This window comes from Nocardioides sp. (assembly GCF_036493135.1).
Classification (GTDB): domain Bacteria; phylum Actinomycetota; class Actinomycetes; order Propionibacteriales; family Nocardioidaceae; genus Nocardioides.
In genome coordinates this window covers 23505-41388 of the sequence record NZ_DASXQG010000031.1, presented here as the reverse complement: position 1 = coordinate 41388, position 17884 = coordinate 23505, and the positions used below count along the sequence as shown (strand labels likewise).

Annotated in this window: 16 protein-coding genes; 10 read left to right on the top strand and 6 right to left on the bottom strand. The window is 69.4% G+C overall.

The window, feature by feature from the left end; all coding sequences use genetic code 11:
• Positions 1-926: 926 nt before the first annotated feature.
• Entirely contained in the window at positions 927-2687 is a 1761-nt protein-coding gene (gene leuA / locus VGJ24_RS05195) for a 2-isopropylmalate synthase (RefSeq protein WP_331499437.1), read from the top strand.
• A 62-nt stretch (positions 2688-2749) separates the two neighbouring features.
• Here the strand turns inward: leuA and VGJ24_RS05190 are convergent, their stop codons facing one another.
• Positions 2750-3202: a GNAT family N-acetyltransferase gene (locus VGJ24_RS05190; RefSeq protein WP_331499436.1), complete on the bottom strand. Its 453-nt coding sequence runs from the start codon at positions 3200-3202 to the stop codon at positions 2750-2752.
• Between the two features lie 72 nt (positions 3203-3274).
• Here VGJ24_RS05190 and recO point away from each other — a divergent pair, with 72 nt between their 5' ends.
• The 7 genes from recO (at position 3275) to VGJ24_RS05155 (ending at position 10287) form a co-directional block, all read left to right on the top strand.
• The gene (gene recO, locus VGJ24_RS05185; protein ID WP_331499435.1) at positions 3275-4003 is read left to right on the top strand and encodes a DNA repair protein RecO; all 729 of its coding nucleotides are present in this window, start codon (positions 3275-3277) and stop codon (positions 4001-4003) included.
• Positions 4000-4764, top strand: coding sequence for an isoprenyl transferase (locus VGJ24_RS05180; protein ID WP_331499434.1), 765 nt, complete (start codon positions 4000-4002; stop codon positions 4762-4764). Before recO ends, VGJ24_RS05180 begins: the two co-directional genes overlap by 4 nt.
• A gap of 58 nt (positions 4765-4822) precedes the next feature.
• The gene (locus VGJ24_RS05175) at positions 4823-5893 is read left to right on the top strand and encodes a flippase-like domain-containing protein (protein ID WP_331499433.1); all 1071 of its coding nucleotides are present in this window, start codon (positions 4823-4825) and stop codon (positions 5891-5893) included.
• Positions 5894-6092: 199 nt separating this feature from the next.
• Positions 6093-7241, top strand: a complete 1149-nt coding sequence (locus tag VGJ24_RS05170) for an ABC transporter ATP-binding protein (RefSeq protein ID WP_331499432.1) — start codon at positions 6093-6095, stop codon at positions 7239-7241.
• Between the two features lie 7 nt (positions 7242-7248).
• A complete protein-coding gene (locus VGJ24_RS05165; RefSeq protein WP_331499431.1) occupies positions 7249-8481 on the top strand; it encodes a spermidine/putrescine ABC transporter substrate-binding protein in 1233 nt (410 codons plus the stop codon).
• Entirely contained in the window at positions 8481-9371 is an 891-nt protein-coding gene (locus tag VGJ24_RS05160) for an ABC transporter permease (protein ID WP_331499430.1), read from the top strand. The genes VGJ24_RS05165 and VGJ24_RS05160 overlap by 1 nt, the downstream gene beginning before the upstream one ends.
• On the top strand, positions 9364-10287 hold the full coding sequence (locus tag VGJ24_RS05155; protein WP_331499429.1) for an ABC transporter permease: 924 nt from the start codon (positions 9364-9366) through the stop codon (positions 10285-10287). The genes VGJ24_RS05160 and VGJ24_RS05155 overlap by 8 nt, the downstream gene beginning before the upstream one ends.
• Before the next feature lie 24 nt (positions 10288-10311).
• Here VGJ24_RS05155 and VGJ24_RS05150 read toward each other — a convergent pair whose 3' ends face one another.
• From VGJ24_RS05150 to VGJ24_RS05130, 5 genes are all read right to left on the bottom strand, one after another.
• Complete coding sequence (locus VGJ24_RS05150) at positions 10312-10719, bottom strand: transcriptional repressor (RefSeq protein ID WP_331499428.1); 408 nt, start codon at positions 10717-10719, stop codon at positions 10312-10314.
• Positions 10706-11707 (bottom strand): metal ABC transporter permease, encoded by a 1002-nt coding sequence (locus tag VGJ24_RS05145; RefSeq protein ID WP_331499427.1) that lies wholly within the window; start codon positions 11705-11707, stop codon positions 10706-10708. Before VGJ24_RS05145 ends, VGJ24_RS05150 begins: the two co-directional genes overlap by 14 nt.
• Positions 11707-12474, bottom strand: a complete 768-nt coding sequence (locus VGJ24_RS05140; protein ID WP_331499426.1) for a metal ABC transporter ATP-binding protein — start codon at positions 12472-12474, stop codon at positions 11707-11709. Before VGJ24_RS05140 ends, VGJ24_RS05145 begins: the two co-directional genes overlap by 1 nt.
• Positions 12471-13379 carry a metal ABC transporter substrate-binding protein gene (locus VGJ24_RS05135; RefSeq protein WP_331499425.1) on the bottom strand — a complete coding sequence of 303 codons (909 nt, stop codon included), beginning with the start codon at positions 13377-13379 and terminating at the stop codon, positions 12471-12473. Before VGJ24_RS05135 ends, VGJ24_RS05140 begins: the two co-directional genes overlap by 4 nt.
• 74 nt (positions 13380-13453) lie before the next feature.
• Positions 13454-14836, bottom strand: a complete 1383-nt coding sequence (locus VGJ24_RS05130) for an aminotransferase class I/II-fold pyridoxal phosphate-dependent enzyme (protein WP_331499424.1) — start codon at positions 14834-14836, stop codon at positions 13454-13456.
• A gap of 61 nt (positions 14837-14897) precedes the next feature.
• Between VGJ24_RS05130 and VGJ24_RS05125 the strand changes: the two genes are divergently transcribed.
• Positions 14898-16388: a CoA-acylating methylmalonate-semialdehyde dehydrogenase gene (locus VGJ24_RS05125; protein ID WP_331499423.1), complete on the top strand. Its 1491-nt coding sequence runs from the start codon at positions 14898-14900 to the stop codon at positions 16386-16388.
• Positions 16389-16431: 43 nt separating this feature from the next.
• Positions 16432-17814: an aspartate aminotransferase family protein gene (locus VGJ24_RS05120; protein ID WP_331499422.1), complete on the top strand. Its 1383-nt coding sequence runs from the start codon at positions 16432-16434 to the stop codon at positions 17812-17814.
• Positions 17815-17884 lie beyond the last annotated feature (70 nt).

Genomic DNA, 17884 nt, shown 5'->3' with positions numbered 1-17884 from the left:
CAGGACGACGCCGCACGCGAGGATAGTCAAGAGCGACAGCACCGCGACGCGCGACGGACCGCTGAGTAGCGCACGGTCACTGGGAGTTGACACCTAGACAGCCTGGCACACGAAGCCGCGCATCCTCGGACCCGCCAACAGCGGCATATGAAGTCGTACCAGGTCGTGCCCCTTTGTCTTCAGCCATGCCTGCAGCACACGGTCTTGATACTGGCCCGCCACGGAGACGCCACCAGCAGCAGGGCCGCTCTCCCAGCCGCACTGGCAGTGCAGCTGATGTTCTGCGGCTGAACCTCTCCGTCGGACCCTCTGTATAGCGGCAGGTAGACAGTCCTTGTTCGGTGGTGGTTCCGGAGGAAGCGCGCACATCGGCATTGAGATCACCAGTCGAACAACGCCTGGCCGGATCGCCCTGAAGTAGGTCGGCCCCACCCCCCGGGACAGACGCCACAGCTCGCGCAAGCGGCTGTTCTGTGGAGACGCAGTCACCGACCTCGCGCAGTTACCCGTGGCGTGGACGTGGACGACATCGCCGACATGGACCGTGACGCGACGCCGCTGGTCCCACGACGACGGGATGAACACCGTTCGACCATCCGTCTTCACGAACGTTCGGGGACCTTCGCAGGTGGTGCGGGTGGAATCTGCGTTCGTGACCGGCGCTGAGCCCGAAACTTCTCGTGCGGCAGTGCCATGGGCTGATGCGCTGGTTGTCACCGGTCCTTTCACGATCACGAGGCTGGATCGAGTGACCGGTCCGCGGACGCGCGCTGACCCGTCGTACCCGCGCGCTGTTACGGTGATCCCCTCATGATGCGCAGCCTCCTCCTTCGCTGCCGCAGCGAGGTCTGACAGGCCGGACCTCCTCGCTGCGGAGTGATCGCGTGCGCGCCGGCCACCCGCCCTCTTGCGAGCAGGACCGGATCATGACCCTCCAGCACTCAGGCTTCACCAATACCCAGCAGCCCAGCCCGATGCCGTTCGGGCGCTATCGCGCCTTCGAGCCCATCGACCTGCCCGACCGCACCTGGCCCACGAGGCAGATCACCGAGGCACCGCGCTGGCTGTCCACCGACCTCCGCGACGGCAACCAGGCGCTGATCGACCCGATGAGCCCGGCCCGGAAGCTGCGGATGTTCGAGCTGCTCGTGCAGATGGGCTACAAGGAGATCGAGGTCGGCTTCCCGTCTGCGAGCGAGACCGACTTCGCGTTCGTCCGGCAGCTGATCGAGCAGGACCGGGTACCCGAGGACGTCACGATCTCGGTGCTGACCCAGGCGCGCGAGGACCTGATCGAGCGGACGGTGCACTCACTGGTCGGGGTCCACCACGCGAACATCCACCTCTACAACGCGCTGGCGCCGCTGTTCCGCCGTGTCGTCTTCCGGGCGAGCGCCGACGAGATCAAGGACATCGCGGTGCGCGGCACCGAGGTCGTGATGAAGCACGCGGAGAGCGTGCTCGGCCAGACGATCATCGGCTACGAGTACAGCCCGGAGATCTTCACCGGCACCGAGCTGCCCTTCAGCGTCGAGGTCTGCGAAGCCGTCAGCGACGTCTGGCAGCCGGACGACGGCCGCGAGATCATCCTGAACCTGCCGGCGACCATCGAGATGGCGACGCCGAACGTGTACGCCGACCAGATCGAGTGGTTCTCCCGTCAGCTGACCCGGCGCGAGTTCACCACGATCTCCCTGCACCCGCACAACGACCGGGGCACCGCCGTGGCCGCCACGGAGCTGGCGATGATGGCCGGCGCCGACCGGGTCGAGGGCTGCCTGTTCGGGCACGGCGAGCGCACCGGCAACGTCTGCCTGGTGACCCTGGGCATGAACCTGTTCAGCCAAGGTGTGGACCCCAAGATCGACTTCGCCATCGACGGAGGCATCGACGAGATCCGTCGCACCGTCGAGTGGTGCACCCAGCTGCCGGTGCACCCGCGGCACCCGTACGCCGGTGACCTGGTCTACACGGCGTTCTCGGGTTCGCACCAGGACGCGATCAAGAAGGGACTGGAGGACCTCGAGCGCCAGGCGGCCGAGGCCGGCCGACCGGTCGGCGAGATGACCTGGGAAGCGCCCTATCTGCCGATCGACCCCAAGGATGTCGGCCGGTCGTACGAGGCGGTCATCCGGGTCAACAGCCAGTCCGGCAAGGGCGGAGTGGCCTACGTGCTCAAGGCCGAGCACAAGCTCGACCTCCCACGTCGCGCGCAGATCGAGTTCTCCCGGGTGATCCAGGAGCGCACCGACGCCGAGGGCGGCGAGATCAGCCCGGCCGCAATCTGGGAGGCGTTCACCGAGGAGTACCTCTCGCGCGAGGCGCCGCTGAAGCTCAACTCCGTGCACACGTCCTCGGCGGCCGGCGAGAAGGATCGGCTCGACGTCAACGTGTACGTCGACGGCGAGCTGCACGAGCTCACCGGCGAGGGCAACGGCCCGATCGCGGCGTTCGTCGACGCGATCAACGCGGTCCAGCGGCCGCGCGGATCGTTCGACATCCGCGTCCTCGACTACGCCGAGCACGCCCTGAGTTCGGGCGGCGACGCGATCGCGGCGGCGTACGTCGAGTGCGCGGTGACGGGTGCGGACGGCGAGACCAGGGTGCTCTGGGGCATCGGCCTCGACGCCAACATCGTCACCGCGTCACTCAAGGCGGTGATCAGCGCGGTCAACCGCGTCGGGTAGAACCGTCGCGGTCGGCCGGCGGCTCACCTCGCGGTGACCGCCCAGGTGCCGGAGGCGGCCCGTCAGTCGCGACGCAGGACCATCAGCTCGATCTGCAGGTCGGAGCCGGGCCGGAGCGGCTCGACCTCGCCGGTGCCGACGAACCCGTAGCGCTCGTACACGATGCGGGCGTCGCCGTTGGTGATGTTCACGTCCAGCTGGGCCGATGTGTCGGGCGGGATGAGGGCGTCCAGGATCCGCCGGGCGTGGCCGCGGCCGCGGTGGTCGGGGTCGGTCCACATGCCCCAGATGTGCGGGGTGCCGTCGTTGTCGAAGGTGCCGCCGACGGCGACCGGGTGCGGGTCCTCCACGACGTACACCGGGCCGGTCAGGCGCCGCCGCCAGTCGTCCTCGCCGTACGGCTGCTCGCGCGCGAGCGTCGAGCCGAAGGCGTCGGGGGAGTCGGCGAGAGCCGCGAGCCGGATCGTCCGGAACGTCTCCCAGTCGTCGGGTCCGAGCCGTCGCAGGGTGGCCATGCGGGTCAGGCTGACACTCTCGGGCGGAGCGGGCGACCGGATTTCAGGCCGGGTGACGGCAGAATGGACCGGGTGCCCCTCTACCGCGACGAGGCGATCGTCCTGCGCACCCACAAGCTGGGTGAAGCAGACCGCATCATCACCCTGCTGACACGTCAGCACGGGCGGGTGCGCGCGGTGGCCAAAGGGGTGCGGAAGACGACCTCGCGGTGGGGCTCGCGGCTCGAGCCGTTCACCCACGTCGACCTGCAGCTGGCCGAGGGCCGCAACCTCGACGTGATCACCCAGGCCGACACGCTCGACGCGTTCCCGTCGCGGCTCGGCGACCACTACGACCGCTATACGGCCGGCACCGTGATGCTCGAGACCGCCGACCGCCTGGTGACCGAGGAGAAGCAGCCCTCGCTCCAGCAGTTCCTGCTGCTGGTGGGCGGGCTGCGCGCGATGACCTCGGGGGAGCGGGCGCCGGCCCAGGTGCTCGACTCCTACCTGCTGCGCTCGCTGGCCGTGGCCGGCTACGCCCCGTCGTTCACCCACTGCGCCCGCTGCGGCGACCCCGGACCGCACCGGTGGTTCTCGCCGTCGGCCGGCGGGGCGCTGTGTGCCGACTGTCGGGTGCCCGGAGCCGCGTCGCCGTCCACGGGGACGCTGGAGGTGATGGGCGCGCTGCTGGCCGGCGACTGGGTGATCGTCACCGCCGCCGACCAGCGACACCTCCGCGAGGCCTCGGGGATGGTCGCGGCGTTCCTGCACTGGCACCTCGAGCGCGGCCTGCGCTCGATGGAGTACGTCGAGCGATGAGGCGCGCCGTACGACGCCCGCACCCGCACCCGTCCGGCGCCCGGCCGCCGGACATCCCGCAGGCGCTGGTGCCACGGCACGTGGCGATCACCATGGACGGCAACGGCCGGTGGGCCAAGGCGCGCGGGCTGCCCCGGACCAAGGGTCACGAGATGGGCGAGGCCGCCTTGTTCGACGTGGTCGAGGGTGCGATCGAGATCGGCGTGAAGGCGATCTCGGCGTACGCCTTCTCGACCGAGAACTGGACCCGTTCGCCCGAGGAGGTCCGCTTCCTGATGGGCTTCAACCGCGACGTCATCCGCCGGCGTCGCGACGAGATGCACGAGCTGGGCGTGCGGGTGACCTGGTCCGGTCGCGCACCGCGGTTGTGGAAGTCGGTGATCACCGAGCTGCAGGTCGCCGAGGAGCTCACCCGCAGGAACGACGTCCTGACCCTCAACATGTGCGTCAACTATGGCGGTCGCGCCGAGGTCGCCGACACCGCACGCGCGATCGCCCGGGAGGTCGCGGCGGGTCGGCTCGACCCCGAGAAGGTCGACGAGAAGACGTTCGGTCGTCACCTCTACGTCCCCGACCTCGCCGATGCCGACATGCTGTGGCGGACGTCGGGGGAGAACCGGCTCTCCAACTTCATGCTCTGGCAGGCGGCCTACGCCGAGCTGGTGTTCACCGACATCCTCTGGCCCGACGTCGACCGCCTGGCTCTGTGGAAGGCGATCGAGCTCTACGCCCGGCGCGACCGGCGGTTCGGCAAGGCCTGAGCACGTGGCGACGGCAGACGACGGGACTGGACATGAGGCGAGGTCGACAGTGCCGATGATGCCGTTGCTCTCCCGCCTGGTCCGGCGCTGGGGAGTCCGAGCCGTCGGCCTGGTGCTGACCGCGATCGGGCTGTACGTCGTCTTCCCGGGCCTGCTGACCCTGTTCGGTTCCTGGCCACGGCTGCGGGACGTCACCTTCTGGTGGTTCTTGGTCGTGGTGGTGCTGGTCGTGGGCAGCATGGCCTCGCTGTGGTGGCTGACGCGACTGGCGCTGCGCCACCGGACGGGACCCGACGACACCTGGTCGACCGTGAGCTGGGGAACGGCCGCCTCCGCGCACCTGGCCGGGAACGCCGCCGGCAAGGTCGTCCCGGGCGGTCCCGCCACCGCCGGGGTCGTCCAGGCCCGGCTGCTCATCCAGTCCGGTCAGCCGGCGTCGGCGGTGGCCTCCGCCATCACCGCGATGGGCCTGCTCACCACCGGGATCCTGCTGATGCTGCCGATCCTCACGATCCCGGCGCTCCTGATCGGTCCGCCACCGGCTCGGCAGCTCGAGTACGGGCTCCTGGTCTCGGTGGTCGTGGCGGTCGTGATGGTCGCTGTGAGCACGGCGATCCTGGTGTGGTCGCCGTTCGTCGTGGCGATCGGGCGGCTGTCGGGTCGCGCTCTCCACGTCGTGAAGCACGACATCACCGCCGACTCCGCCTCCGCCGCGTTGGTCACGGCGCGCGACCGGGTCGCCGCGTCGTTCAGGGGTCGCCGGACGCGCGCCGTCCTCGCCGCGGCCGGCAACCGGATGTTCGACTACGCCGCTCTGGTGGCCGCGCTGGCTGCGCTCGGCGCGCACGTCCGCCCGTCCGAGGTGATGATGGCCTACGCCGTCGCGCAGGCGCTGGCCCTGATCCCGATCACCCCGGGCGGGCTCGGTTTCGTCGAGTCCGGCTTGACCACGCTGCTGGTCCTGATCGGCGTGACCGCGGACCAGGCCGTCGTGGCAACCCTGCTCTACCGTCTGATCGCCTTCTGGATGCCGATCCCGCTCGGGGCGCTGGCCTGGGCCGGGTGGCGGCTCAACCGGCACCTCACCGGTCGCGGAGCGGCGTCGGACGAGGCCCAGCCGGAGGAGTGAGCGAGGGGGGCTGGTGCCTCATCGCTGCGGATTCCGTGGGTAAAGAACGGGTCTCGCTACGGATCGCGGCATTGACCAGCGATTTTCGTGACGTTACGTTGCCCGCACAACGGTTGACCGTCCCCGTGGTCGGGGTGGTGGCGGTCGCTCTCGATCAGCTGGGCGACTCGGGCTCGCCCCGCCTGGGGAGGCAGCGCACGTGAGCTCCGGCGGACACGGATCGGCGTACGACGTCGAGTTCCGTTCGGTCACCAAGCGCTTCGGCGACCTGACCGCTGTGAACGCCGTCTCCTTCCAGGTGCAGCAGGGTGAGTTCCTCTCCCTGCTGGGCCCGTCCGGGTGTGGCAAGACGACGTCGCTGCGGATGATCGCCGGCTTCGAGCAGCCCGACGACGGCGAGATCCTGATCGGCGGCGAGAACGCCGTCGGTACCCCGCCGTACAAGCGCGACGTCAACACGGTCTTCCAGCAGTACGCGCTGTTCCCGCACATGACGATCCTGGACAACGTCGCCTACGGCATGAAGCAGCAGCGCGTCTCGAAGTCCGAGCGGTATGCGCGGGCGCGGGAAGCCCTGGAGCTGGTGCGGCTCACGGGACGTGAGAAGCACCGCCCGTCGATGCTTTCCGGCGGCCAGCAGCAGCGCGTCGCACTGGCGCGGGCGCTGGTCAACCGACCACGCGTGCTGCTCCTCGACGAGCCGCTGGGCGCGCTCGACCTCAAGCTCCGCAAGGAGATGCAGATCGAGCTCACCCGCATCCAGCAGCAGGTCGGGATCACGTTCATCTACGTGACCCACGACCAAGGGGAGGCGCTCTCCATGTCCGACCGCATCGCGGTCATGTCGGACGGCGTGATCGAGCAGCTCGACACTCCCGCGGAGATCTACGACCGGCCGCTGACCGCTTTCGTCGCCGACTTCATCGGCGAGATGAACTTTCTGCAGGGCCGGGTGACAGAGGCCCGCGACGGCGAGTACGACCTCGACACCGGCACCGGAGTCGTCGTCCGCGCCCGCGGTGAGGCCACCCGTGGACAGGCGGCCCGGGTCGGCATCCGGCCGGCGCGGCTGCGGATCGCCGCCGGGTCGACCAACGCAGCGATCCACGGGGCGATCAACGCGGCACGCGCGGTGGTCGACACCAAGATGTACCTCGGGGACGAGGTGCAGGTCGTCGTCACGCTCGACGGCGGCACCCAGATGGTGATCCGGGAGCAGCGCGTCGACTCCGACGAGTCGCACGACGCGATCCGCCCGGGTGACCCGATCACCATCCAGTGGGACCGGACAGCCCCGGTCCTGCTGGCCGAGCCTCCGGCGCCGGACCCGACGCCGGCTGAGGACTGAGGTAACCATGACCGACCACCCCGACCACCTGAACATCCTGGCGCCGATCGAGTCGAAGCCGAAGCTCGATCTGCTGTACCGCGACGTCGTGCGAGCGGCCGGTCGGCCGCTGACGCGTCGCTCCGCCCTCGGCATCGGCGGCCTGATGCTGCTGAGCGCCTGCGGCAGCACGTCGACCGGCAACGACGCGACCGGGAACAGCACGGCGAGCGCAGACGCTTTGGCCGGCAAGCCGATCGAGGACCACCTGGAGATCTACAACTGGTCCCAGTACGACGACCCCTCGACGTACAAGAAGTTCAAGGCACTGCCGGACGTCGCCAAGGCCGGTCTGACGCTCAACGAGACCTACTACTCGTCGAACGACGAGCTGCTCGCCAAGCTCAACGCCGGCGGTACGACGTACGACATCATCGCCCCGAGCCAGAACGCCGTGGCCCAGCTCGTCGAGACGAACAAGCTGCTGAAGATGGACGACGCGCTGATCCCCAACAAGAAGAACCTGGACCCCAAGTTCCTCAAGGCGTCGTACGACCCCACCGGGGAGTACCACGTGATCAAGGACTACGGGATCACGATGTTCTACTACAACCACGGCATCGTCGCCGAGAAGCCGCAGACCATGCTCGACTTCTACAACCTGCTGAACAAGTACGTCAGCAAGGGCCGGACCAACATTCTCGACGGAGCGGAGGAGGTCGTGCCGCTCGCCCTGATGGCCAACGGCATGGACGCCAACACCGACTCCTCGAGCGACTTCAGCAAGGTGTCGGACTTCCTGATGTCCATCCGCAAGGGCGTCACCACAATCAGCTCGGCGGGCTACATCGACGACGCGATCGCCGGGAAGATCATCCTCGGCCAGGGGTGGAACGGCGACGTTCGCCGGATCGTGCAGGGCCGCAAGAAGCAGGGCGACATCACCGCCGTGCTGTGCAAGGAGAAGTCGGAGATCTGGTCCGACAACTGGTGCATCCCGAAGACAGCTCCCGACCCCATCGCCGCGCACGCCTGGATCAACTGGCTGCTCACCCCGTCCACCGCGGTGACCGAGATGGAGTACCACAACTACCCGATCCCGATCCCGACGGCGTTGTCCAAGCTGCCCTCGGACCTGAGCAACGACCCGCTGTTCAACGTCCCGACCAGCTACACCGACAACTACCAGTACATCCTCAACGTGAGCCCTCAGGTGGTGCAGGAGAGGACCAAGATCTACACCCAGTTCAAGGCAGGCTGATGGCGGTCGATCATCTGCAGCCGGCCGAGGAGGCCGTCGCCAGCGACAAGCAAGGTCGCCGCCGGTCGTTCAGCCCGCGCTACCCGGGCTGGTTGACCTCGCCGTCCCTGCTCTACTACGCGATCTTCTTCCTCGGTCCGCTGGCGATCCTGGTCGCGTTCTCGCTGGCCACCCAGACCGGCTTCGACTCGATCAGCTACGGCTTCGACACCAGCCAGTACCACCTGGTCCTCGATCCGCTCTATCTCAAGATCTTCTATCGCACGCTGGTGATGGCGGCGAGCGGTTCGCTGCTGACGATCCTGGTGGGCTATCCGATCGCCTACTGGATGGCGCGCTACCTCACGACGTACAAGCTGTTGGCGCTGTTGCTGATCCTGGTCCCGTTCTGGACGTCGTTCCTGATCCGCACCTATGCCCTCAAGATCATCCTCGACCCCAACGGCTACCTCGCGAAGAACCTCGGGATCGACATCATGTTCACCAAGTACGCCGTGGGGGTCGGGCTGGTCTACAACTACCTGCCGCTGTTCATCATCCCCGTGTTCGCGTCCTTGGAGCGGATGGACTGGTCGCTCGTCGAGGCCGCGAGCGATCTCGGCGCCAAGCCGTTCAACGCGTTCCGTCAGATCACGCTCCGGCTCACGATGCCCGGGGTCGTCACGGGGGCACTGCTGGTCTTCATCCCGATGTCGGGGGAGTACATCATCCCGAACATCCTCAGCGGCGGGAACTACGAGTTCGTCGGCAACGTGATCGGTGATCAGTTCGCCTCCGCCCAGAACCAGCCGTTCGGGTCCGCGATGTCGATCAGCCTGATGATCGCGCTGTCCGGCTTCGTGGCGCTCTACATCCTGTTCGCCACGAAGGAGGAGCGCTTCGGTGCCTAGGCGAGGGAGGATCCTCACGGCGAAGCGGGCGTTCACCGCCTGGGCGGTCGTGGTCTTCGCCTTCTTGTACCTGCCGATCGCGGTGATGGTGCTGTTCGCGTTCAACAAGCCCTCGCCGGCGGCGCTCGAGGGATTCACCGGGTCGAACGTCTGCGATCTTCCGCCGAGCCAGGTCGGCAACGTCACGGTGTGGAACGGGTTCACGACGTGCTGGTTCAACGCCGGCCTGCACGACCCGACGTACATCCCGGCGATCCTGACCAGCGCGAAGATCGCGGCCGCGGCGGCGATCGTCGCGACCCTGCTCGGGCTCGGTGCCGCACTGGCGCTCGCCCGGATGAACAAGTTCATCCGGGCGCCGTTCGACTCGCTGGTCTACCTGACATTGGTGGTCCCCGAGATCGTGATCGCGGTGGCCTCGCTGATCTTCTTCGTCCAGATCCGCAACTACGTGCCGTTCTTCCCGCAGCTGGGTGCGTGGACGATCTTCCTCGGGCAGGTGGTCTTCGGGGCGTCCCTGTCGATGCTGGTGATCAGGGCGCGCTTCGTGGGCATGGGCGACTCGCTGGAGGAGGCCGGGTACGACCTCGGCTCGGGCCGGCTGGCGACGTTCCGGCAGGTCACGCTGCCGCGGCTGTTCCCGGCGATCATCTCGGCAGCCCTGCTGACGTTCACGTTCTCCTTCGACGACTACGTGCTGCCCGCGTTCACCAACGGCACCACCAACACCTGGCCGATCGTGCTGTACTCCGCCGTCCGCTTCGGCATCACGCCGGCGGTCAACGCTCTCGCGACGCTGATGCTGCTGGCCACGATCATCGTCATCGCGATCACCGGGCTGGTCCTCCGCCGGTCGCGGGTCACCTCCACGGTCGAGGCCGAGGCTCCGGCCGAGGCCCCGGTCGCGATGCGCTGACTCGCCGGGCTCGAAAGAACCGCGTCAGTCCGTGCGACAGTCGGCGCAGGTCCCCACGATCTCCAGCGTGTGGGAGAGGTCTGAGAACCCGTGCTCGGTCGCGATCGCCGAGGTCCACTTCTCGACCGCCGGCCCCTCGACCTCGACGGTCGCGCCGCACGACCGGCAGACCAGGTGATGGTGGTGGGTGTCGGAGCAGCGGCGGTAGATCGCCTCACCGTCCTCGCGACGCAGTACGTCGACGAGCCCGTGGTCGGCGTACAGGGCCAGGGCGCGGTAGACGGTTGCCAGGCCGACGCCGGAGCCTTCGCCCGCGAGCAGCTCGTGGACCTCCTGCGCGGAGCGGAAGTCCTCGACGCCGGTCAACGCGTCCAGGACAGCCTGCCGTTGGGGCGTGGGGCGGGGCCCGCCGGGCTGCTCAGTGCTCGTCATAGTGCTTCCCGTCGCCGGTGACATGGACGGCGTGCCGGTGGCCGTCGTGGACGTAGTCGACGTGGTCTCCATGCTCGACCGCCACGTGCCCGCAGCCGGGTCCGTGCACGTGACGGTGCGCCTCCAGGGCCTCCTCGTGCAGTGGCAGCGCCTCGGGATCGAACGGCACGCGGGCGCGCCGCCGCCGCTGCAGCAGCAACCCGACCGGTGAAGTCACGACGAACCCGGCCAGCGCCACCAGCACGATGGTCGCTCCCGGCGGGAGGTTGAGGTACGCCGAGACCACGACGCCGACGAGGGCCGCCACCAGTCCGAACCCCATCGCGGCGAGCATGGTGGTGCGGAAGCTCCTGGTGAACTGCTGCGACGTGGCGACCGGGATGATCATCAAGGCGCTGACCAGCAGGAGTCCCACCGTGCGCATCGCGACGCTCACCGTCACCGCGGCCAGCACGGAGATCAGGGCGTTGTAGAACCAGGCGGGGACCCCGCTGGCGCGGGCGAACTCCTCGTCGTTCGACACCGCGAACAGCTGGGGCATCAGGGCGAGCCCCACCACGATGGCGATTCCGGCCAGGATCACCGAGACCACGACGTCGTCCGGGGCGATGGTCGCGATGGAGCCGAAGAGATAGCCCTGAAGCGCGAAGGCGCCGTTGCCGGCCATCTGTACGAGCACCAGGCCGCCGGCGATGCCGCCGTAGAACAACAGCGCCAGCGCGAGATCGCCCGAGGCACGTCCGGACGCGCGGATGAGCTCGATCAGCAGCGCTCCGATCACCGCCACCACGACCGCGGTGAACGTCGGGGAGGTCCCGGTGAGGAGGCCGAGGGCCACACCGGTGACGGTGATGTGGCCGATGCCGTCGCCCATCAGGGAGAGCCGCCGCTGGACCAGGTAGGTGCCGACCCCTGGCGCGGCGAGCCCGGTGACGGCGGCGGCGATGATGGCGCGGATCATGAACGGCGCGTACAGCAGCTCCCACATCAGCGTTCACCTTCCAGCGGCACCGGCAGCACCGGCCAGCCCGAGGGGTCGCCGAGGTGGTGGTGGCTGTGGCCCTGCCCGTCGATGAGCTGGTCCGCCGGACCGTCGTAGGTCACCCGGCCCTCGCGGAGAGCGATGACGCGGTCGATGAGGGGCGCGAACGGACCGAGCTCATGGAGGACGACGACCACGCTGGCGCCCGCGGCGGCGCGCGTGCCCAGCGTCTCGGCGATGGCCTCCTGGCTGGCGTGGTCGACTCCCGCGTTGGGCTCGTCGAGCAGGAGCAGCTCGGGCTCCCCGGCCAGGGTGCGCGCGACCAGGACCCGCTGCTGCTGTCCTCCCGACAGGGTGGAGACGGAGTGGCCCGCGCGGTCGGCGAGTCCCACGGCCTCCATCGCGGCGGCGACGGTCGAGCGGCCGGCCCTGCTCATCGGCCAGAACGGCCTGCGCCGGGCGATCCGGCCACTGGCCACGACCTCGCGGACGGTGGCCGGCACGCCGGCGGTGATGTTGGAGCGTTGCGGCACGTAGCCGACCCGGTGCCACTGGTCGAAGCGCGGCAGCGGCGTCCCGAACAGCTCGATCGAGCCGGTCCCGAGCGGGTTCAGGCCGACCACGGCCTTGATCAGGGTCGACTTGCCGGACCCGTTCGCACCCAGGACCGCGACGACCTGCCCGGGCAGCACCTCCAGGTCGACGTCGCGGACGATCGGTCGTCCCCCGAGAGAGACTCCGACCCGCGCGAGGGTGAGCACCGGTGCGGTCATGTGCACGCACTCGCCTTCGCGATGGCGGCGAGGTTCTGCCGCATGAGCGTCAGGTACGTCGCGTGGGGGTCGGCCGAGGTCAGCCCCTCGATCGGGTCGAGCACCGCTGTCTTGATGCCGAGATCGCGCGCCAGGGAGTCCGCGAGCGCGGGGCTGGCCAGCACCTCGTAGAAGACCGTGGTGATCTGCCGCTCCTTGATCAGGCCCTGGAGCTGGTGAAGCCGCTGCAGGGACGGCTCGGCGTCGGGCTCCAACCCGGCGATGGGCGCGACGTCGAGATGGTAGCGACGCCCGAGGTACTCGAACGCGTCGTGGCTGACCACGAGCGTGCGGATCCGGCAGGTCTGCAACGTGGCGGCGTACTCGCGGTCCAGGGCCTCGAGCTGACGCGCGAGCGCAGCGCCGCGCGATCGGTAGTAGGCGGCGTGGGCCGGGTCCGCGCTCGCCATGGTGGCGGCGAACGCCGTCGCCGCGTGCGCCATCAGGACGGGGTCCTGCCAGAAGTGCGGGTCCTCGTTGTCCGCCGTCTCCTCGTGGTAGCCCGGTTCCGGTGCATGCAGCGGCACCACGGAGGTGACGTCGAGCGCGTGGTCGGGCGCGTCGTTCTTCATCGCCTGGTCGATGGACGGCGCCATGCCGCTCTCGTAGAACCCGACCAGCGCGGTGTCGACCTGCGCGGTCTGCCGGATGGTCAGCTCGTACTCGTGCGGCTCGACCCCCGGCGGAGTCAGGTCGACCACGTCGTTGTACCGCCCGGCGATCTCGTCGGCGATGAACTGCAATGGATAGAAGCTCGTCACCACCCGCGGTCTCCCCGAGTCGTCGGGGCCGCACGCCGCCAGTAGAGGGAGCAGCGCCACGATCGCCGCCACCCCCGCCCAGCCGCGACCTCGCCGTACCTTCATGAGAACGATTCTCACTGAGAATGAGAATCATTGTCAACCCGACACCGAGTCGTGGTGGAACGACTCGGCGTGAGTCAGCGGTGGCCGGACCAGGTGCCGGCGCGGGCGGCGTGGGCGACCAGGTCGGCCAGGTCGGCCAGGTCGGCCAGATCGGCAAGGTCCGCGAGGTCGGGCTGGTCAGGGCGGGCACCGCCGTTGATGGACGACGTGGTGATCCGGATGTGGTCGGACCCGGGTGGGGAGATCCAGAACGGGTCGCCGCTCGCGGCCCGGATGCCGGCGGCCGCGAGGTGGAGGAGCGCGGCGCCCTGTTCCGCCACGGGCACCCACACGTTGATGCCGTCGCGCCCCGGTACGTCGACCCCGCGCTCGGCCAGCGCGTCCGCCATGGCGGCCGTGCGCGCGGCGTACGTCGCCTGCGCGTCGGCCACGAGCTCCCGCGAGCGCGCGTCGGTCAGCAGCTCGAGCAGGATCGACTGCACCAACCGGCTGCTCCAGCCCTGGCCGAGGTAACGCCGCTCCACGATCGGCCCGACGACCGTCGCCGGCCCGCCGATCGCGGCCAGCCGGAGATCGGGCCCGTGCGTCTTCGAGAAGCTCCGCACCAGCACGGTGCGCTCCGGCAGGAACGCGCCCAGCGACACCGGTGGCCCCGTCGGCGTACCTCCGGCCGAGTCGTCCTCGACGACGACCACGTCGCGGTCCGCCAGGGCGGCCGCGACCTCCTCGGCCCGGCCCTTCGAGACCGACTGTCCCGAAGGGTTCTGCCCCCACGGCTGGAAGAACAGCACCTTCGCACCGGCCTCGAGAGCGGTGACGACGTCCGCGACGACCGGGCCCTCGGCGTCGTACCCGACCCCCAGCGGTACGGTGCCCGCCATCTCCAGCAGGTCGAGCAGCGGGGGGAAGCACGGCTGCTCGACCGCGACCCGGTCGCCGAACCTCAGGTGCGCCGCCACGAACTGGCTGTGCGCGTCCATGGCACCGTCGACGACCGTGAGCGCCTCGACCGAGTTCGGCCAGGAGTCCTCGAGCACCTCGCGCAGAGCGGGTACGACGGGCTCCTCGAGGTAGGAGTGGGCGGTCTCGTCGCGCGGCACCCGCTGCATCGCTGCGTGGAGGTCGGGCAGCAGCCGCGGATCGGGCAGCCCGGTCGAGAGGTCCACCCGGTACCCGGCCTCCGAGTCCAGCGCCCGCCGGTAGCGTCGTGGTCCCACCGAGGCCTCACGGACCCGGGTGCCGCGACGACCGTCGGTCTCGATGAGCCCCGCCCGGGCGAGCTGGGACCAGGCGGCGCTGATGGTGGCAGGAGCGACCTGGAGGTCGCGGGCCACCCGGCGGATCGGGGGGAGGCGTTCGCCGGGCCGTAGGACACCGCGGTCGATGCCGGCGGACAACGCGAGGGCGATGCCCTTCGCCGAGCGGTCGTCCACCGCCTCGACCAGCTCCTGCCACATGTTTTGTAACATAGCAATGAAAGCATTGCTCCAGATAGCGGTAGGTCGATATTTTCGCGGCATGACCACACGCATCACCCACTGGACCAACGGCGCTGCGACCACGGGCGGCTCCGGCCGCTCCGGAGCCGTCTTCAACCCCGCCACCGGCGAGCAGACCGGTGAGGTCGACTTCGCCACTCGTGACGAGATCGACCGGGCGGTGACCAGCGCCGCCGAGGCCGCCGAGACCTGGCGCTCCGCGTCGCTGGCGACCCGCACCCGCGTCCTGTTCCGGTTCCGCGAGCTGCTCGACGCCGGCATCGACGACCTCGCCGCGATCATCACCGCCGAGCACGGCAAGGTGCTCGGCGACGCCAAGGGCGAGATCCAGCGCGGCCTCGAGAACGTCGAGTACGCCTGCGGCGTGGCCGAGCACATGAAGGGTGGCTACTCCGAGCAGGCCGGCACCGGCGTCGACGTCTACTCCATCCGCCAGCCGCTCGGCGTCGTCGCCGGCATCACGCCGTTCAACTTCCCGGCGATGGTGCCCCTGTGGATGTGCGCCAACGCCATCGCCACCGGCAACTCGTTCATCCTCAAGCCCAGCGAGAAGGACCCGTCCGCATCGCTCTTCCTGGCCGAGCTCTGGAAGAAGGCAGGGCTGCCCGACGGGGTCTTCACCGTGATGCACGGCGACAAGGAGGCCGTCGACGCGATCCTCGAGCACCCCGGCATCGCCGCGGTCAGCTTCGTCGGGTCCACCCCGATCGCTCGCTACATCTACGAGACCGGGACCCGCAACGGCAAGCGCGTCCAGGCCCTCGGCGGTGCCAAGAACCACATGCTGGTCCTCCCCGACGCCGACGTCGACATGGCCGCCGACGCGGCCGTCTCGGCGGCGTACGGCGCGGCCGGCGAGCGCTGCATGGCGATCTCCGTGGCCGTGGCGGTCGGCGACGTGGCCGACCCGCTGGTCGACGCCATCGCGGCCCGGCTGCCCAAGCTCCGCATCGGCGACGGCACCGACCCCGACTCCGAGATGGGTCCGCTGATCACCCGCGAGCACCGCGACAAGGTCGCCGACTACATCCGCCAGGGCGTTGACGCGGGCGCGACCGCGGTCGTCGACGGCCGCGAGGCCGACGTCCCCCGCGACGGCTTCTTCCTCGGTACCACGCTGCTCGACCGGGTCAGCCCGGAGATGACGGTCTACACCGACGAGATCTTCGGCCCCGTGCTCTGCGTGGTCCGCGAGGAGTCGTACGACGAGGCCGTCGCCCTGATCAACAGCAACCAGTTCGCCAACGGCACCGCGATCTTCACCCGCGACGGCGGCGCGGCGCGGCGGTTCCAGTTCGACGTCGAGGTCGGCATGGTCGGCGTCAACGTGCCGATCCCCGTCCCGGTGTCGTACTACTCGTTCGGCGGCTGGAAGGCCTCACTCTTCGGCGACACCCACATGTACGGCCCCGAGGGCATCAACTTCTACACGCGTGGCAAGGTCGTCACGTCGCGGTGGCCCGACCCGGCCACATCGACGATCGACCTCGGCTTCCCGACCCACCACTGACCCGGAGCTGGTCTCGACAGGCTCGACCGACCAAGGAGCAGGCATGACCCCGACGTACGACGGCCCGCTCGCGGGCATCCCCACCGACGAGGCGACGGTGCGCAGGCTCGACCGCGCCCACGTCTTCCACTCGTGGTCGGCGCAGGCCCAGATCGACCCGCTGCCGATCGCCAGCGCGGAGGGCTCGCGGTTCACCGACTACGCCGGGAAGTCCTACCTCGACTTCTCCAGCCAGCTGGTCAACGTCAACATCGGCTACCAGCACCCCAAGCTGACCAAGGCCATCGCCGACTACGCCCAGCAGATGACAACCATCCAGCCGTCGTTCGCCAACGACGCCCGCTCCGAGGCGGCCCGGCTGATCACCGGGGTCGCCGGCCACGACCTCGACCAGGTCTTCTTCACCAACGCGGGCGCCGAGGCCAACGAGAACGCGATCCGCCTGGCCCGCCTGCACACCGGCCGCCCGAAGATCCTGGCGATGTACCGCAGCTACCACGGTGCGACCCACGGCGTGATCGGGCTGACCGGAGACCCGCGTCGGTGGGGCACGGAGCCGCACACGATTCCCGGCATCGTGCACTTCTGGGGGCCCTATCCGTACCGCTCGGCCTTCCACTCGTCCTCGCCCGAGGAGGAGACGACCCGGGCGCTGGAGCATCTGCGCGACACGATCATGGTCGAGGGCGCCGCGACCATTGCGGCGATCATCCTCGAGCCGGTCGTGGGCACCAACGGCATCCTGGTCCCGCCGCCGGGCTACCTCGCCGGCGTGCGGGAGATCTGCGACGAGCACGGCATTCTGCTGATCGCCGACGAGGTGATGGCCGGGTTCGGTCGGTGTGGTGAGTGGTTCGCGATCCAGCACTGGGACGTCCGGCCGGACCTCGTCTCGTTCGCCAAGGGCGTCAACTCGGGTTACGTCCCGCTCGGCGGAGTCGTGATCAGCGACCCGGTCGCGGAGACCTTCCAGCAGCGCGCGTACCCCGGCGGCCTCACCTACAGCGGTCATCCGTTGGCCTGCGCGAGTGCCGTCGCCTCGATCGAGATCTTCAAGGAGGAAGGGGTCGTCGAGAACGCGCGCGCCCTCGGCACGGACGTGATCGGCCCGGAGCTGGCCAAGATGGCCGACCGGCACCCCTCGGTGGGCGAGGTCCGGGGGCTCGGCGTCTTCTGGGCGGTGGAGCTGGTCAAGGACCGCTCGACGCGGGAGCCGCTCGTGCCGTACAACGCGGCCGGTGAGGCAGCGGCGCCGATGAACGCCTTCGCCGGGGCGTGCAAGGAGCGCGGGCTCTGGCCGATGACGCACTTCAACCGCACGCACGTCGTACCCCCGTGCACGATCAGCGAGCACGAGCTGCGAGAAGGGCTTTCCATGCTCGACGAGGCGCTCGAGACCGCCGACTCGTACTACACCGGCAGCTGAGCGCCGGCGGCGCGCACCCGATCCTGGCGAGGTGGAGGCGATCGGGCCGGAGCAGGGCTGGCAGACTCGT